The sequence below is a fragment of the Streptosporangium sp. NPDC005286 genome, from assembly GCF_040607515.1.
In the GTDB taxonomy this organism is placed as follows: Bacteria; Actinomycetota; Actinomycetes; order Streptosporangiales; family Streptosporangiaceae; genus Streptosporangium.
Map to the genome: position 1 here is coordinate 19,953 of NZ_JBEXGU010000099.1, position 15,358 is coordinate 35,310.

Annotated in this window: 15 protein-coding genes; 10 read left to right on the forward strand and 5 right to left on the reverse strand. The window is 70.4% G+C overall.

What is annotated here, in order from left to right; genetic code table 11:
* Genes ABZU75_RS29505 through ABZU75_RS29520 form a run of 4 tightly spaced genes read left to right on the forward strand, consistent with a single transcriptional unit; the run spans position 1 to position 5,128 of the window.
* Positions 1-2,166, forward strand: a complete 2,166-nt coding sequence (locus ABZU75_RS29505) for a hydantoinase B/oxoprolinase family protein (protein WP_355561015.1) — start codon at positions 1-3, stop codon at positions 2,164-2,166.
* Positions 2,163-3,413, forward strand: a complete 1,251-nt coding sequence (locus ABZU75_RS29510) for a CoA transferase (RefSeq protein WP_355561018.1) — start codon at positions 2,163-2,165, stop codon at positions 3,411-3,413. The genes ABZU75_RS29505 and ABZU75_RS29510 overlap by 4 nt, the downstream gene beginning before the upstream one ends.
* Positions 3,414-4,196: an enoyl-CoA hydratase-related protein gene (locus ABZU75_RS29515; RefSeq protein WP_355561022.1), complete on the forward strand. Its 783-nt coding sequence runs from the start codon at positions 3,414-3,416 to the stop codon at positions 4,194-4,196.
* Positions 4,193-5,128, forward strand: a complete 936-nt coding sequence (locus tag ABZU75_RS29520) for a hydroxymethylglutaryl-CoA lyase (RefSeq protein ID WP_355561025.1) — start codon at positions 4,193-4,195, stop codon at positions 5,126-5,128. Before ABZU75_RS29515 ends, ABZU75_RS29520 begins: the two co-directional genes overlap by 4 nt.
* Here ABZU75_RS29520 and ABZU75_RS29525 read toward each other — a convergent pair.
* From ABZU75_RS29525 to ABZU75_RS29535, 3 genes are all read right to left on the reverse strand, one after another.
* Positions 5,109-6,443: a GAF domain-containing sensor histidine kinase gene (locus ABZU75_RS29525; RefSeq protein WP_355561028.1), complete on the reverse strand. Its 1,335-nt coding sequence runs from the start codon at positions 6,441-6,443 to the stop codon at positions 5,109-5,111. The two genes, ABZU75_RS29520 and ABZU75_RS29525, sit on opposite strands and share 20 nt — an antisense overlap.
* Complete coding sequence (locus ABZU75_RS29530; RefSeq protein ID WP_355561031.1) at positions 6,440-7,339, reverse strand: GAF domain-containing protein; 900 nt, start codon at positions 7,337-7,339, stop codon at positions 6,440-6,442. Before ABZU75_RS29530 ends, ABZU75_RS29525 begins: the two co-directional genes overlap by 4 nt.
* 146 nt (positions 7,340-7,485) lie before the next feature.
* Positions 7,486-7,728 (reverse strand): hypothetical protein, encoded by a 243-nt coding sequence (locus ABZU75_RS29535; protein ID WP_355561034.1) that lies wholly within the window; start codon positions 7,726-7,728, stop codon positions 7,486-7,488.
* 711 nt (positions 7,729-8,439) lie between these two features.
* Between ABZU75_RS29535 and ABZU75_RS29540 the strand changes: the two genes are divergently transcribed.
* On the forward strand, positions 8,440-8,580 hold the full coding sequence (locus ABZU75_RS29540) for a hypothetical protein (RefSeq protein WP_355561037.1): 141 nt from the start codon (positions 8,440-8,442) through the stop codon (positions 8,578-8,580).
* Between the two features lie 256 nt (positions 8,581-8,836).
* Here ABZU75_RS29540 and ABZU75_RS29545 read toward each other — a convergent pair whose 3' ends face one another.
* Positions 8,837-9,244, reverse strand: a complete 408-nt coding sequence (locus ABZU75_RS29545) for a MerR family transcriptional regulator (protein ID WP_355561040.1) — start codon at positions 9,242-9,244, stop codon at positions 8,837-8,839.
* 49 nt (positions 9,245-9,293) lie between these two features.
* Here ABZU75_RS29545 and ABZU75_RS29550 point away from each other — a divergent pair, with 49 nt between their 5' ends.
* The gene (locus ABZU75_RS29550; RefSeq protein WP_355561042.1) at positions 9,294-10,178 is read left to right on the forward strand and encodes an NAD(P)-binding domain-containing protein; all 885 of its coding nucleotides are present in this window, start codon (positions 9,294-9,296) and stop codon (positions 10,176-10,178) included.
* Positions 10,179-10,252: 74 nt separating this feature from the next.
* Here the strand turns inward: ABZU75_RS29550 and ABZU75_RS29555 are convergent, their stop codons facing one another.
* Complete coding sequence (locus tag ABZU75_RS29555) at positions 10,253-10,666, reverse strand: ankyrin repeat domain-containing protein (protein ID WP_355561045.1); 414 nt, start codon at positions 10,664-10,666, stop codon at positions 10,253-10,255.
* A 200-nt stretch (positions 10,667-10,866) separates the two neighbouring features.
* On the opposite strand from ABZU75_RS29555, the gene ABZU75_RS29560 reads away from it, so the two are divergent.
* The 4 genes from ABZU75_RS29560 to ABZU75_RS29575 are packed head-to-tail and all read left to right on the forward strand — an operon-like array spanning position 10,867 to position 15,312.
* A complete protein-coding gene (locus tag ABZU75_RS29560) occupies positions 10,867-11,736 on the forward strand; it encodes a hypothetical protein (protein ID WP_355561048.1) in 870 nt (289 codons plus the stop codon).
* 1 nt (position 11,737) lies between these two features.
* Entirely contained in the window at positions 11,738-13,477 is a 1,740-nt protein-coding gene (locus ABZU75_RS29565) for a peptidoglycan-binding protein (RefSeq protein ID WP_355561051.1), read from the forward strand.
* Positions 13,470-14,147: an ABC transporter ATP-binding protein gene (locus ABZU75_RS29570; protein ID WP_350960579.1), complete on the forward strand. Its 678-nt coding sequence runs from the start codon at positions 13,470-13,472 to the stop codon at positions 14,145-14,147. The genes ABZU75_RS29565 and ABZU75_RS29570 overlap by 8 nt, the downstream gene beginning before the upstream one ends.
* Positions 14,134-15,312, forward strand: coding sequence for an ABC transporter permease (locus tag ABZU75_RS29575; protein ID WP_355561054.1), 1,179 nt, complete (start codon positions 14,134-14,136; stop codon positions 15,310-15,312). The genes ABZU75_RS29570 and ABZU75_RS29575 overlap by 14 nt, the downstream gene beginning before the upstream one ends.
* The last annotated feature ends 46 nt before the right edge of the window (positions 15,313-15,358 follow it).

The following is a 15,358-nucleotide window of genomic DNA, read 5'->3' on the forward strand; positions in this document are numbered from 1 at the left end:
GTGAGCTCACCGACGCCCGACGACTTCGACCCGATCACGCTGGAAGTGATCAGGATGCGCCTCGACTCGATCGTCGAGGAGATGGGCATCGCGATGATCCGGTCCTCCGGATCGCCCGTCATCACCGAGGCCGGTGACTTCAACACCGCGCTGTTCGATCCCGAGGGACGCATCTACGCGTACTCGGACTACGTGCAGTTCCACATCGGGTCGGGCAGCGTCGCCGTCCGCAACCTCGTCGAGGCCATCCGGGGCGAGCCGTTGTATCCGGGCGACGCTTTCATCTGCAACGACCCGCACACCGCGGGGGCGAGCCACCCGCCCGACACCAACGTGATCTCCCCGATCTTCCACGGCGCGGAGCTGATCGGCTGGGCGCAGTCGCAGGCGCATCTGCTCGATGTCGGGGGCATGACCCCCGGCGGCTTCGCGCCCGGCGCGTACGACTGCTACAGCGAGGCCCTGCGGCTGCCGCCCGGGGTCAAGGTCTTCGAGCGGGGCGAGCCGGTCGAGTGGGTCCGGCGGATCCTGCTCAACAACGTCCGTGTCCCCGTGCCGTACTGGAACGACGTGCGCAGCCTCGTCGCGAGCAACAACACCGGCATCCGCCGGCTGCTCGCCACGATCACCGAGTTCGGGCTCGACCGCTTCCGGTCGTACACGCGGCGCAACTTCGAGATCGCCGAGCAGGTCGTGCGCGACCGGCTGGCCCGGCTGCCCGACGGCGTGTGGGAGGCGGAGGAGTGGACCGAGCACAACGGGCACGCCGACGATCTCTACCGGGTCCGGTGCACGCTGACCAAGCGCGGCGGCCAGGCCACGCTGGACTTCACGGGGTCCAGCCCGCAGACCGACGGGTTCGTCAACTGCAGCTACGGGGCCCTGGTGGGCAGCGTCGCCACCGCCATCGTGCCGATCCTGGCGTGGGATGTGCCGTTCAACGAGGGCGTCATGACGGCCTTCGAGGTGGTCGCCGAGCCGGGGAGCATCGTCAACCCGCGCCCGCCGGCGCCGATCAGCAACGGCCACCTCACCACCGGGGCCCGGGTGAGCAGACTGATCACCAAGCTGTTCAACGAGTCGTGCCGGGCCAGTGACGACCCCGTGCTCCGGGAGCGTACGCAGGGCGTCTGGGCCGACTCCTGGACGGGCGGGATCTCGGCCGGAACCCGTGACAACGGCGAGTACTTCGTGCTGTTCAACATGGACGGCGGCGGCATGGGGGCCGGCGCCCAGCCCGAGGCCGACGGCCTCGACTGCGCCGGAATGATGACACAGATGAACAACATGCTGCCGGACGTGGAGATGAACGAGATGCTCTACCCGGTGCTCTACCTGTGGAAGCGGCTCGCCCCCGCCAGCGCGGGCCACGGCGCGCACCGGGGCGGCCTCGGCCACGAATTCGCCTGGACACTGCACGGCGCGAGCGAGGTGACGCAGACCGTGTTCGCGCCCAGCGCCCAGGTGCCCGCCGACGGCTACGGGGGCGGCCTGCCCGGCGGCGGCAGCGGCCACCTTCTGTGTCGCGACACCGACGTGTGGCGGCTCATGTCCGGCGGCGTCGTCCCCACCGAGGAGAACCTCTCCGCGGCCACCAGGCAGTTGCTGGACATCAACCAGTACGACCTCACCGTCCGGCGCGGCGACGTCTTCGTCCAGTGGATCGCCGGAGGAGGTGGTTACGGCGACCCCCTGCTGCGCGACCCGGCGCGGGTCGCGCAGGACGTCGGCGACGGCTACGTGACCGCGGCCGTGGCCGAGCGTGTTTACGGCGTGGTGCTCGACGGCGACCATGCCGACCTCGCCGCGACCGCCGGGCGCAGGGCCGCGCTCCGCGCGGAACGGCTGGGCGGCATACCCCCCGAGGCGGCGGTCCGGGACACGATGATCGGCGTCGCCGGAGCCTCCGTCCCGCACCGGGGGCGGGACGGCCACTGGTACTGCCCGGCCAGCGGGGCCCGGATCGGCACCGCCGACGACTGGCACGACGACGCCGTGATCCGGACCCGTCCCGCCGCCGAACGCCTCGCCGAACTCGGCGTGCGGATCCGGCCCCGGTCCGGAGAGCCCGCCGTCCTGCTGGACGAGTTCGTCAGCCCGGCCTGTGGCACCCTGCTGGAGGCCAGAGTGCGCGTGGCCGCGCCGGAGGAGGTGTGCGCCCGATGACCGCCGAGACCTGGGACGGCGGCGACCCCGCCCCGGCGGAGCGCGGGCCCCTCGCCGGAGTCGTGGTGCTGGACATCACCCGGGTGGTCGCGGGTCCGTTCTGCTCGATGATCCTCGCCGACCTCGGCGCGACGGTGATCAAGGTCGAGCGGCCGACCGAACCGGACTACGCCCGCGACTTCCCCCCTCATCTGCCGGCCGCCGACGGGAGCACGTTCAGCGCGTTCTTCGCGCAGTACAACCGCGGCAAGCTCGGGCTCACCCTCGATCTGGCGACGCCCGACGGGCGAGACCTGCTCAAGCAGCTCGTGCGCCGGGCCGACGTGCTGGTGGAGAACTTCCGGCCGGGCACCATGGACAAGCTCGGCGCCGGGCCCGCCGTCCTGCGCGCGGAGAACCCCCGCCTGGTCTACACCGCCATCTCCGGCTTCGGCCAGACCGGGCCGTACCGGAGCAGGCCGGCCTACGACAACTCCGCGCAGGCCACCGGCGGCCTGTGGTCGATGAACGGCTACGCCGACCGGCCCCCGGTCCGGGTCGGCACGATCATCGGCGACCTGTCGGCCACCCTGTACGCCGTCATCGGCACCCTGGCCGCCTTGCGGCACGCCGAACGCACCGGTGAGGGCCAGCTCGTCGACGTGTCGCAACAGGACTCGGTGCTGTCGCTGACCGAGAACGCGGTCGTGTCGTACACGGTGGACGGCGAGGTGCCCAGGCCACTGGGCAACCAGCACCCGTTCGTACGCCCGTACGAGCTGTACCCGTGCAAGGACGGGTACGTCTTCTTCGGTGGCTACACCGACAAGTTCTGGCGGCTGACGTGCACGATGTTCGACCGTCCCGAACTCGCCGGTGACCCGGAGATCGACACCATGGCCAAGCGGTTCGACCCCGATGTCTACTCCAACCGGATTCGTCCGCTTCTGTTTGACTGGTTCGCGTCACGCACCCGCGCCGAACTCGAAGAACTGGCCGGCGACCAGGTGCCGCTGAGCGCGGTCAGGACCATCGCGGAAGTGGTGGACGATCCGCAGATCGCCGCGCGCGACATGATCGTCGACGTCGAGTACCCGGACTTCGGGCCGTTGCGGATGTTCGGCCAGCCGATCAAGCTCGACGTCACCCCCGCCCGGCCGCGTACGCTCGCCCCGCGCCCCGGCGAGCATACCGACGCCGTACTGCGGGGCCTGCTGGACCTCTCACCGCAGCGGATCGCCGAACTCCGCGCCGCGGGGGTGATCTGATTGACCATCGGCTTCGAGCGGGACGGGTCCACGGCCATCATCTCCTTCGCCCGTCCCACCAAGCTCAACGCGCTGACCCTGGCCATGTACGACGAGCTCGCCGACGCCTTCGCCCGGGTGCGGGACGACGACACGATCGCCGCGGCCGTCCTCACCGGCGAGGGCGAACGCGCGTTCTGCGTCGGCGCGGACCTGGGCGAGTCGATCCCCGCGCTGGCCGAGGGGCGGTTCGACATCTCCCGCTGGGACGGCGCGCACCAGAAGCACACCAACCTGTTCAAGCCGGTGATCGCCGCCGTCAACGGCCTGTGCCTGGGCGGCGGGTTCGAGATCATGCTCTCCACCGACCTGCGGGTCGCGAGCGAGGACGCCGAGTTCGGCCTTCCCGAGCCGGGCGTCGGAGTGGTGCCGGCCGGGGGCACACTCGCCCGGCTGACCCGGCAGATCCCGTACGCCTGGGCCATGCGGTTGCTGCTGCTCGGCGAGCGCGTCCCGGCCGCCGAAGCGCTGCGACTGGGCCTGCTCAACGCCGTCGTACCGGCGCAGGAGGTGATGCCGACGGCGCTCGCGTGGGCCCGCCGGATCGGCGGGCTGTCCGGCACCGCGGTCGAGACGATCAAGCAGGCCGTCCTGCGCCTGGGCGATCTCCCGCTCCACCAGGCGTTCCACGCCGAGGCGCGCTACGGGCAGCGGGCGTTCACCTCGCCCGACGCCCGCGAGGGTCTGGCGGCCTTCGCCGCCCGCCGATCACCCGAGTTCCCCTCACGCAAGGGGCAAGGGTGAACCGCTACGGAGTCGACCCGTTGCCCGGCCTGCCCGGCCGGATAACGATCTGGGAGGTAGGGCCACGGGACGGCCTGCAGAACGAGGCCGCGATCCTGCCCGTCGAGGTGAAGGTCGAGCTCGTCGAGCGGCTCGTCGACGCCGGGCACACCGTCGTGGAGACCACCTCGCTGGTGCACCCGAAATGGGTGCCGCAGCTCGCCGACGCCGAAGAGGTGCTGCGCCGGCTGAAGCGGCGCGATGGCGTGCGCTACCCGGTGCTCGTCCCGAACGAACGCGGCCTGGACCGGGCGATCGGCCTCGGGCTCACCGACGTCGCCGTCTTCGCCAGCGCCACCGAGTCCTTCGCCAGGGCCAACCTGAACCGGACCATCGCCCAGTCGCTGGAGATGTTCGCCCCTGTGGTCGCCCGCGCCCGCGAGGCGGGCCTGGGCGTACGCGGCTACCTGTCGATGTGCTTCGGCGACCCGTGGGAGGGCGAGGTGCCGATCCCTCAGGTCGTCGCGGTCGCGACGCGGCTGCTCGCGCTCGGCTGCACCGCGCTCGGCCTCGGCGACACGATCGGCGTCGCGACCCCCGGCCGGGTTGCCGCGCTGCTCGACGCCCTGGTGGGCGCCGGGGTGCCGGTCGGACGGATCGGCGTGCACTTCCACGACACCTACGGCCAGGCCCTGGCGAACACCCTCGTCGCGCTCGGCCGCGGGGTCACCACGGTCGACGCGTCCGCCGGCGGCCTCGGCGGCTGCCCCTACGCCAGGAGCGCCACCGGCAACCTCGCCACCGAAGACCTGCTCTGGCAACTGGCCGGACTCGGCATCGACACCGGCGTGGACCTGGGCAAGCTGGTCGAGACGAGCGCCTGGCTCGCCGCGCGTCTGAACCGTCCGAGCCCTTCGCGTACGGTCCAGGCCCTCACGCCGTCCGCGTGTTGAGCGGGAGACGGAGGACGAAGCGTGCTCCGCCCGAGGGCGCGTCCTCGGCGTGGAGGGTGCCGTGGTGGGCGTGGGCGATGTCACGGGCGACGGCCAGGCCGAGCCCGGTGCCGCCGCGGTCGCGGCTGCGGGCGGTATCCAGCCGGGCGAAGCGCTGGAAGATGTGCTCGCGCTCCGCTGGAGGCACGCCCGGGCCGTCGTCGGTGACGCTGAGCTCGGCCATGCCTTCGGCGCGGCGCACCGTGACCACCACGTCGCGCGCGGCGTGCCGTTGCGCGTTGTCCAGCAGGTTGTCCAGCACCCGGCGGATCTGTTCCGGGACGGCGTCGGCCGTCACGCCGGCGGTGAGGTCGAGCCGTGCCGGGTGCGGATCGCCGGTGCGGCGCACGGTTCCGGCCTCGACCAGTACGGCCAGGTCGACGGGCTCCAGGGCGGCGGGCGGTGCCGCTCCGATCCGGGCCAGCAAGAGGAGGTCGCTGATGATGGCCTGCAGCCGGTCCACATCGTCCAGGGTGTGTTCCATCAGGTCGGCGAGGTCGGTCTCGTCGGGGTGAAGTTGCGCCTCCTCCAGCTTGACCCGTAGCCCGGCCAGCGGAGTGCGCAGTTCGTGCGAGGCGTCGGTGGTGAAGCGCCGCTGGCGGTCGAGCGCCTGCTGCAACGACGCGGTGACGCGCTCCAGTTCCGCGGATATCGCGTGCTCGCGGGTATAGCGGCGGGCGTTGTCGACGCACACCGCGGCGCGGCCGACCAGTTCCTCGGCCAGGGCGAGGTCGTCATCCTCGAACGCGTCCTTGCCCGTGGCGCGATAGAAGCTCACCACCCCGAGCGTGACGCCCCGGGCCCGCATCGGCACCGCGATGAGCGAGTGGATGCCCTGCTCACAGATTCTCCGGCAGCGCTCGGGATCCTGTGCCAGCCACCCGAAGGTGGTGGACAACACCGGGCCGAGCACCGGCTGCCCGGTGGCGAGGCTGCGCCCCTGCGGCGTGGACGGGAGCGGGTGGATGAGCGAGCCAAGCTGGTGCAGATCGGTCCCCTCGCTGATGCCCGCGAGGGCGACCCGGCGCTGCCCCGTGTCCATGCTGCCGGGCTCGTCGCCCCGCAGGACGCAGTCGGTCAGGTCGACGGCGACGTAGTCGGCGAACCGGGGGACGGCTACCTGGGCCAGTTCCTCGGCGGTCCGGGTGACCTCCAAGGTGGTGCCGATGCGGGAGCCCGCGTCGCACAGCAGGCTGAGTCGCTCGCGCGCCCGCAGGGCGAGCCGGCCGATGCTCGGCTCGCTCACGGCGAGCAGCCACCCCTCGGGTCCGGTCACCTTCCCCCGTTCGGCCGGGCCTCCTGGCCGTCGGCGAGCCACGCCTTCACCGCGATGGCGGTGGAACCGATGATCGGCTGGGCCACGAGCGTGGCGGTGCGGCCGTCCGAGAGGGCCGTCTTCACCACCGCCGCCCGGCCCTGCGCGACCAGCCGCACGGCGGCGTCCTCCAGGGCGAGCCGATCACGGCGGCACAGGTCCGGGGGCGTGGCAGCCGTCGCGACGCCTCCATCTGGCGCCCGGAGGAACTCCTCTGTCAGGGCCCGCTCGTGTTCGGCCGCCATTTCGAACAATCGCCGCTCGACGGCGGCGGCCGACCGCTGGGCCAGGACCATCATCTCCGCGTTGGCCGTGTCGTTCGGGCCGACGACGCTGATGACCCCGTTCACCCGTCCGCTGAGCGGGTGGCGTATCGGGACGCCCACGCCGGTGAGCCCGCGCAGTTCCTCCGCGAAGTGCTCATTGCCGATGACCTGGCAGATTCGCCGTTCCACCAGCGCCGAGCCGAAGGCGTTGGTGCCCATGTCCGCCTCGGCGAAGCGGAATCCGGGTGCGGCGCCGACCGCGTCCAGAATCCGGCGCAGGGCCGGTTCGCCCTCGTTGCGCAGGAAGATGACCCCACTCGCATCGCCCAGGAACATGCTCACCGGGGTGCCCCCGACGACGGTACGCAGTCGCTCGAACACGGGCCGTGCCGCGCGCACCACTCCGCAGTCGAAATCAAGATCACCGAGCAGGCGTGGCTGCGCGGTGCTGGGCGTGAGTCCCGCCTCCTGGCACCGCCGCCACGAATGCAGGGTCGCGGCGCGTACGTCATTCCCCGTGGGCTTCCCATCCAGGAACCGCTCCACGAGCTTCTCGTCGGGACCTCCCCCGTCGTCCCAGCCCTCTGCCATCCGGCTCACTCCAAAGACTTCCCCACGGTGAGCTTTGTCCACCTTCCGCCCAGAATACGGAGGAACCACATCTCGAATCTCACATCCCGGCAAAGAAATGCCAGGTCCTGGCCTTCCCTGGCAGCGGCCGCCATGCCCGCGCACCCTCAGCTGGCGGCCTTGCGCTCGCGCAGCGGTTCGCGCGCCCGCAGGAGGGCCAGGTGATCCTCCTGCCCGTGCCGATGGCCGACCTGGCCGGGCCACAGGCGTCGGCCGCGCTCGCCGATGTGGTCCGGGGAGCCTGCGATGAGGTTGAGCATGTGATCGATCGTGGCCGCGTCGGACCTGGCGTACTCCTCGCCGGTGCGCAGGTGGACCGGAGAGGTGTGCGCATGATCGGTCCGGCCCATACGTCGGCACCATGCCCAGCGGCCCGATTTCCCTGCTCCACAAGTGGGCCGGCTCCCACCGCATCGACGCCGAAGAGTTCTATCGCCTCCTCAAAGGCGTCGTCGAGGAGCCGGTGGCACCCTGGAACCTTATAGGTTCCCAAGATCCCAGCTAATCGGTGACCCTTGTCTAGGTTTCGCGCGGTCCGGAATGGACCCAGGTAAAAGACCCATTGGTCGCCGGCCGGGCCGCGAAATCATCACCGTTGCTGTTGGACGGTAGACCCCTCACATGGGAAAGGGAAGCAATGCGTCTACGAATCGCGTCTCTCTCACTGGCCTGCGCGGCGGGGATCGCTGCAACCACATTCACGGCCGCTCCTGCCCATGCTATTCCGACCAATTGTTCTGGAGGGGCCGCCTCGCGGACCGCCTACATCTCGGTCTGCCATGCGGGGACGGGGTCCTATCGGGCGGTCGCTTTCTGTGATTATCCCGACGGCACCTTCACCTCGGCGCTCGGCAACTGGGTATACATGCCGTCCAGTTCGTATTCGACGGCATACTGCCCCAATAGACCCGTGTACGGCGGACAGGGCATCCTCGATTCTGGCTTTACCGAAAGGCGCTGATATCTGAGCGAGGAGCCCCCTGCTCTTCGCTCGCTGTGCCGGCGAACCTCATACCCTGAGCCGGGAGGCCTTCCGCGGCGCTGTCGGTCGGGATCCCGCCATGTGGGCGCGGGCTCGCGGCTGGGCCCTGTGGAAGGCCCTGATCGGCCTGGCCGAGAACATCGACAGGGACGAGAGGAAAGCCGCGGGCAACCGCCGCGTCATCGATGAAGTCCTGGCTGACCATGATCGTGCCGACTGACTCCACCGGGACCAGCAGCCGAGCTCACGTCGGGGTCGCAGAGTCTCGGTGGATGCTCTGATCATCCACCTGCTGCAGCGCGGACCTCCCGGCCCGGGCCAAGCGTTCCAACAGCGACGTCACCATCGCCTCCCTGAAGAGAAGCAGTCTGCATTCACGCCATGCGGTCCCGCAACTCCAAACTGTAACTGGAAGATCCTTGCGAACGGGTCAAGAAGGGCTCCCCGGGTTCCTGGCCGAAAACCCAGCAGATGGCTCAGGCGGGGACGGGCTCCTGGCCGGCATCGGTAAAGGGGGGATAGCTCTCGCCGGCCATTCGATCGGCCGCATCAATGTAGTCGGCAAGAGCGTCGCGGGATTGAGCGAGCCTGTCCATCTGATCGTCCAGTCGCTGCAGCCGTGACCGCATCGCGGCCAGCAACTCGGGACACCCGAGTAGCTCCGGGACCTCTCCGACCGCACAAGGCAGCAGGTACGCGATGTCCTCAGAGGACAAACCTGCACCAAGCAGGTGCCGGATCTGCTTCACCCGCAGCACGGCGTTCTCGTCGTACTCGCGGTAACCGTTCGCGCCGCGGTCTGCCTCCAGCAGGCCCTGGGCTTCGTAGTAGCGCAACTGATGGGCGTTCACGCCCGTCCGACGACTCAGTTCCCCGATCAGCATCGAAACCCCACTTGACCTTCACACCGGTATCAACGTTGACGATGCTGCCATGAACAGCAAAACCGATACACCCGTGACAGTCATCGGACTCGGACTGATGGGCCAGGCGCTCGTCGGCGCGTTCCTGAAAGCCGGGCATCCCACAACCGTGTGGAACCGCACGACCTCCAAGGCCGACCAGCTGGTGGCCAAGGGTGCACGACTGGCGCCAACGGTTGGCGACGCGCTCAAGGCAGGTTCCCTGACGATCATCTGCGTCACCGATTACCAGGCCATGCACGAGCTGCTCGGCGCGAGCGACGTCGAGCTGGACGGCACGATGTTGATCAACCTGACCTCGGGCGACTCGGCCCAGGCCCGGGAAGCCGCCCAATGGGCCGAGCAGCGCGGCGCCCATTACCTGGACGGCGCCATCATGGCCATCCCGTCGGCGATCGGGACCGCCGAAGCGGTGATTCTGCACAGCGGGCCGCAGTCGGACTTCGAGGCGCACAGGTCAACGCTCGACGCGCTCGGCACCGTCACCTACCTTGGTGCGGACCATGGGCTGGCGTCCCTGTACGACGTGGCCGGCCTGGCCATGATGTGGAGCGTCCTGAACGCCTGGCTCCAGGGCACCGCCCTGCTCAGGACGGCCGGTGTTGACGCCGCAACGTATGCGCCGTTTGCGCGGCAGATCGCTGCCGGTGTGGCCGAATGGCTGCCTGGATATGCCGAGCAAATCGACAGCGGCTCCTTCCCGGCCGAGGTGTCGGCCCTGGAGACCGACGTGCGGGCGATGGCACACCTGATCGAGGAGAGCGAGGCGGTGGGTGTCAACGCCGAACTGCCGAAGTTGATCAAGGCGATGGCCGACCGCTCGATCGCCGCCGGACACGGTGGGGAGCAGTATCCCGTGCTGATCGAAGAGTTCGGCAAACCCCGCAACGACTGACCGATCCACGCACGCCAGGCCGAGGCCGTCGTAGTCGAAGTCTCCCAATGCGGCGATCAAGCGCCTGGCTTCCGTCACCGCGGCGGTCTCGGTGGTGGACAGGCCGATCTCCCGGGAGGGGAGGGTGAACAGGTCGGGGTGGGGGTGGCCAGGCTGAGCCGTCCGGGGGACCAGCCGTTCATCATCGGCCGCCATGGGTCCGCTCCGGCGGCGACCAGGGCGCGGGCGTTGTCGGGGCGGTTGGCGAAGACGGCGAGCCAGAGTGCGGTGCGGCCCTCATCCTCCGCGTCGATGTCGTCGACGCGCCGGGCCAGTTCCGCGACCACTTCCGGCGAGCCGTCCTCGGCTGCCTGATGGAGGGGCCGTTCATGGAAGTCCGTGCCCGAATTCGGGTCGGCACCCGCATCGAGCCGAGCACGGATCAAAGCGAGATCCGTCCAGGCGTTCCAGCCCATGCCGGACCATCCGGCTTCGTCGGTGACAACCATGGCACTCCTTGAGAGGGCAGACTGGATATGGGCGCTGATCATGACGTACAAGGCCGACAGATTCCGGCCGGTGTCGCGGTCCTCTCCCCGGCCCGACGTCCGGGGAAGAGTCATCGGGCGTCGGCGTTGGTGGCCGAGCACGCCATGTATTCAGTCGCCTTCAGATTCGCTTCAGCATGCGCTCGTGACAATGCAGCCCCATGACCGACGCCCGAGTGCTGCTCGCAGTCGCCGCAGCCCTATCCACCTCACTCCTGGCGGCTCTTACCGGTTGCGCCTCGTCCGAAGGGCCCCAGCCATCGGCCGCACCCTCCGCCGACCAGCAGCGCCAGAGCCAGGCCCAGCTCGCCACCTGCATGAAGAGCAAAGGCTTCACCTACCATCCGGTCGTCTCCCGGCCAGAGCTACCGGAGGCCGTCAAGCAGGAGATGTCCGGCGACTACTCCGCGATGAAGGCGTATCGCAGCAAATACGGCTTCGGGCTCGCCGCCTCCACCGTCTACCCCAACGACGGGGTCGGCCGGATGGCCGCCCTCTCCCTCAGCGGGGGCAACACCGACGACGACCCCAACGGGAAGGTCATCGCCGGGCTGTCCAAGCCGCAGCGGGAGGCGTACTTCAACGCGATGGACGCCTGCACGCTCGAAATGATCAACAAGGCCACCGGCAAGAACCTGAAGTCGATGGAGGAGGTGGCCAAGGCCCAGAGCGCGATGGTGAAGCAGATCATCAGCCGCGAGATCGACGGCGATCCGAAGCTGGTGGAGCTGGCGAGCGCGTTCGCCGACTGCCTCAAGGGCAAGGGTTACCGGGTCACCTCCCAGCGCCCCTCGCAGATCGTCCGCAGCACCGAGGGGCCGTTCATGACCGAGTTCGGCAAGCTCCTCGGCCAGAAGCCCACGGCCGACCAGGCGCGGCCCTTGCTGCAACGCGAGATCAAAGCGGCCCTGGACGACCTGGAGTGCGGCAAGGAGTTCTACGCCGCCTATCGGCCCAAAGCCAACGAGGTCTACGACCGCGCCCAGCTCCTCCCCGGCCTGAACATGGCCGCCATGACAACCGAGGGATAGCGTGCGCAGGTCCAGAGTGCTCGCCCTCGTCGTGGCGGGAGTACTGGTGATCGCGGGTGTGGGCTGGGCGGTCGGCTCCCGGTTGCGTTCCCCGGCCCACGAGGCGGCCGCGCGCCAACCGCCCAAGCCCTCCCTGGTCACCGCGCCGGTCGAGCGGCGCACGCTCACCAGCACCGTCACGGTCAGCGGCACGCTCACGTACGGCTCGCCGCTGCCGGTCACGCTGGCCGGAATGGTCGGCGGAGCGAACGGCGGAGCCAACGGCACGCCGCAACGCGTCACCACGGCTCCCGATCCCGGGCCGATCCGCGAGGGCGACGTGCTGATGCAGGTCAACGGGCGGCCGGTCTTCGCCCTGCAAGGGAAGCGGCCGATGTACCGCCCGCTCGTGCCCGGCACCGAGGGCGACGACGTCAAGCAGCTCCAGCGTGCCTTGCGAGTGAAGGTGACCGGCGTCTTCGACGCGGCCACCGTGGCGGCGGCGAAGCGCTGGTACGTCAAGCGCGGCTACCGGGCACAGGAACCCGACCTGGAATCCCGCAAGACCCTGCAGCAGCTGCGCCAAGCCGTACAGACCGCGGAGGAGACCCTGGCGGCCGACCGCAAGGCTCTGAACGAGGGTCTCGACGTGCGGCCGCTCCGGCTCCGCCACGACAACGCCCGCCGCGACCTGCGGGCGGCCGAGAGGGGGCTGGCAGAGGCGCCGGAGATCACGCCCGAGCAGGAGACCCAGCTGGCCTCGTTGCGCCGTGCCGTACGAGCTGCCGAGGAGCAGGTCCTCACGGCCGAGCAGGCGCTGACGGAGGCCAGGAAACCGGAACCCACGCCGACCACGTCCCCGGCGCCCACGCCCAGCGCGGTGGACACGAGCCTGCTGGAGATGAAGCTGGCCAACGCCCGGCAGGACCTCTACGACGCCCAGCAGGCGATGGCCGCCTACGAGGAGCAGGTCCGCGTCGACCGGGACAGGCGGCTGGAGGAACTGCGCAAGGCGGTGCGCACCGCGAAGGAGGCCGAGGCCACCGCCGCCCAGGCGCTGAGCCGGGCCAGGAAGGTCTCGCCGCTGCGGATGAAGGTCACGCACAGCAAGGCCAACCTCGCCGATGCCCGGACCATGCTGGCCGAGTTCCGCAAGACCTACGGCGTGAGCGTGCCGGCAGGCGAGATCGTCTTCCTGCCGAAGCTGCCCGCCCGCATCGACAAGGCGGAGGTCAAGCCGGGCGACACCATCGAGGGCAAGGTCGCCACCGTGACCAGCTCCACCTTCGCGGTCAGCGGGTCGGTCGACGCCAAGGAGGCCAAGCTGCTGCGCCCCGGCCAGGAGGCGAGCATGGAGACCATCGACGGCACCCAGCTGTCCGCCACGCTGACCGCGACCGGCGAGGAGGCCCGCCTGACCCCGGAGGAGGGCGAGAACGGGCAGAAGGGCGAGTCGGACACCGGCTCGGTGCCCATCCTGCTCACGCCCGGCTCGGCCAAGGGGCTCAAGTCCCTGGTCGGCTCGCCGATGACGGTGCGGATCTCGGTCGGCTCGACCGACGGCGAGGTGCTGGTCGTCCCGGTGGCCGCTGTGGTCACCTCCGCCGACGGCCGGCCGCGGGTCAGGGTCGCGCTGGACGGCGACCGCACCCGCGAGGTCGAGGTGCGCACCGGGCTGACCGCCGACGGCGACGTGGAGGTCACACCGGTGCGCGCGGGCGAGCTCAAGAAGGGCGATCGGGTGGTGGTGAGCGATGCCTGAGCCCGTCATCGAGTTGAGCGGCGTCTGCCGCGACTTCCCCACCGATCCGCCGGTGCGCGCGCTGGCCGACGTGGACCTGCGCGTCGGCCCGGGCGACTACGTCGCCATCGTTGGGCCGTCCGGATCCGGCAAGTCCACCCTCCTCAACATCCTCGGACTGCTCGACCGGCCGACCTCCGGCTCCTACCGCCTCGATGGCGTCGAGACCACGGCGCTGCGCGACGGCGGGCGGACCCGGCTGCGCGGCACCCGCATCGGCTTCGTCTTCCAGTCCTTCCACCTGCTGTCTCACCGGACGGTCGTGGAGAACGTGATGCTAGCCGAGGTGTACGGCCCGCATCCGCGAAGCGGCCGGCGGGCACGGGCCGAGCAGGCACTGGAGCAGGTGGGCATGGGGCACCGTGTCGGCTTCGTCCCCGACCGGCTGTCGGGTGGCGAGCGCCAGCGCGTGGCCATCGCCCGCGCTCTGATGGCCAGGCCCGCCCTGCTGCTGTGCGACGAGCCGACCGGCAACCTCGACAGCCGCAACACCGAGGCCATCCTCGACCTGTTCGACGGCTTGCGCGCCGATGGCCTGACCATCCTGGTGATCACGCACGAGGACGAGGTGAGCGCCCGGGCCAAACGCCGGGTCCGGATCACTGACGGGGTGCTCCGTGAAGCTCCGTGACCTGTGGGCCGAGTCCCTGGCCGGGATGCTCGCCCGCCCGGTGCGCTCGGCGCTGACCACTCTCGGCACCGTCTTGGGCATCACCACGCTGGTGGTCACCCTGGGCATCGCGGCGACCGCGGGCAACCAGATCGTCGGCCGCTTCGACGAGCTGCTGGCCACCAGCATCACCGTCGAGGTGCCGCGCGGGGGCCACCACCCCCTGGTGTCCTGGGAGGCGGCCGGCGAACTGCGACGCCTGCGCGGCGTGACGTCGGCGACGGCGCTGGCGCAGAGCGACGGGAGTTCCAACCTCGTCGTGACCGCCAACAACCTGCTCGATCCGACCAGGGTGGCCGGGCAGACCCTCGCGGTCGTCGCGGCCACCCCCGACCTACCGGGGACCACCCACGGCCGGATGCTGGCCGGGCGCTTCTACGACGCCGGCCACGTCGCCCGCCGCGACCGCGTGGTCGTGCTGGGGGAGCAGGCCGCCGCCATGCTCGGCATCACCAGCCTGGAGCACGCGCCCGCCGTGTTCATCAAGGACCGCGCCTACACCGTCATCGGCATCATCGGCGGCATGCGGCGCGAGCAGATTCTGGCCGGCGCGGTCCTCGTCCCGCCCGCGCTCGGTCCCGACTTCGGGCTGAAGGACGTCACCCGCGTCCTGGTCGCCACCCAACTGGGCGCCGCCGAGCTGATCGCCCGCCAGGCGCCGCTCGCGCTCAGCCCCAACCGCAGCGGTGAACTGCAGGTGATCGCCCCGCCCAGCCCCAAGCGGGCGCGCGACGGCGCCCAGGACGACGTCAACGGCCTCTTCCTCGTCCTCGGCCTGGTCTCCCTGGTCGTCGGCGCGGTGGGCATCGCCAACGTCACCCTGGTCACCGTCATGGAGCGGGTCGCGGAGATCGGCCTGCGCCGCTCCCTGGGCGCGGCTCGCCGCCACATCGCCGCCCAGTTCCTGCTGGAATCCAGCCTGACCGGCCTGACCGGCGGGGTGATCGGGGCCAGCCTGGGCATGGTGGCCGTCGTCGCGGTGGCGGCCGTGCGTCAGTGGACCCCGGTCCTGGATGTACGGCTGGCGCTGGCCGCGCCCGTGGCGGGTGCGCTGGTGGGGCTCCTGGCGGGCCTGTATCCGGCGCTGCGCGCGGCCCGTATGGAACCGGTCGACGCACTGCGCTGAGCTTTGTGGCACGGCCGGCCGTGCGACAAAGCTGTCCTCCTGAAAC

What these genes read in the sequence shown, in the direction of transcription:
- ABZU75_RS29540 (WP_355561037.1), top strand. Translation starts at nt 8,440, where the DNA reads ATGTGGGCGCGGGCTCGCGGCTGGGCCCTGTGGAAGGCCCTGATCGGC.
- ABZU75_RS29570 (WP_350960579.1), top strand. Translation starts at nt 13,470, where the DNA reads ATGCCTGAGCCCGTCATCGAGTTGAGCGGCGTCTGCCGCGACTTCCCC.
- ABZU75_RS29555 (WP_355561045.1), bottom strand. Translation starts at nt 10,666, where the DNA reads ATGGTTGTCACCGACGAAGCCGGATGGTCCGGCATGGGCTGGAACGCC.
- ABZU75_RS29535 (WP_355561034.1), bottom strand. Translation starts at nt 7,728, where the DNA reads ATGGGCCGGACCGATCATGCGCACACCTCTCCGGTCCACCTGCGCACC.
- ABZU75_RS29510 (WP_355561018.1), top strand. Translation starts at nt 2,163, where the DNA reads ATGACCGCCGAGACCTGGGACGGCGGCGACCCCGCCCCGGCGGAGCGC.
- ABZU75_RS29530 (WP_355561031.1), bottom strand. Translation starts at nt 7,339, where the DNA reads ATGGCAGAGGGCTGGGACGACGGGGGAGGTCCCGACGAGAAGCTCGTG.
- ABZU75_RS29550 (WP_355561042.1), top strand. Translation starts at nt 9,294, where the DNA reads ATGAACAGCAAAACCGATACACCCGTGACAGTCATCGGACTCGGACTG.
- ABZU75_RS29560 (WP_355561048.1), top strand. Translation starts at nt 10,867, where the DNA reads ATGACCGACGCCCGAGTGCTGCTCGCAGTCGCCGCAGCCCTATCCACC.
- ABZU75_RS29545 (WP_355561040.1), bottom strand. Translation starts at nt 9,244, where the DNA reads ATGCTGATCGGGGAACTGAGTCGTCGGACGGGCGTGAACGCCCATCAG.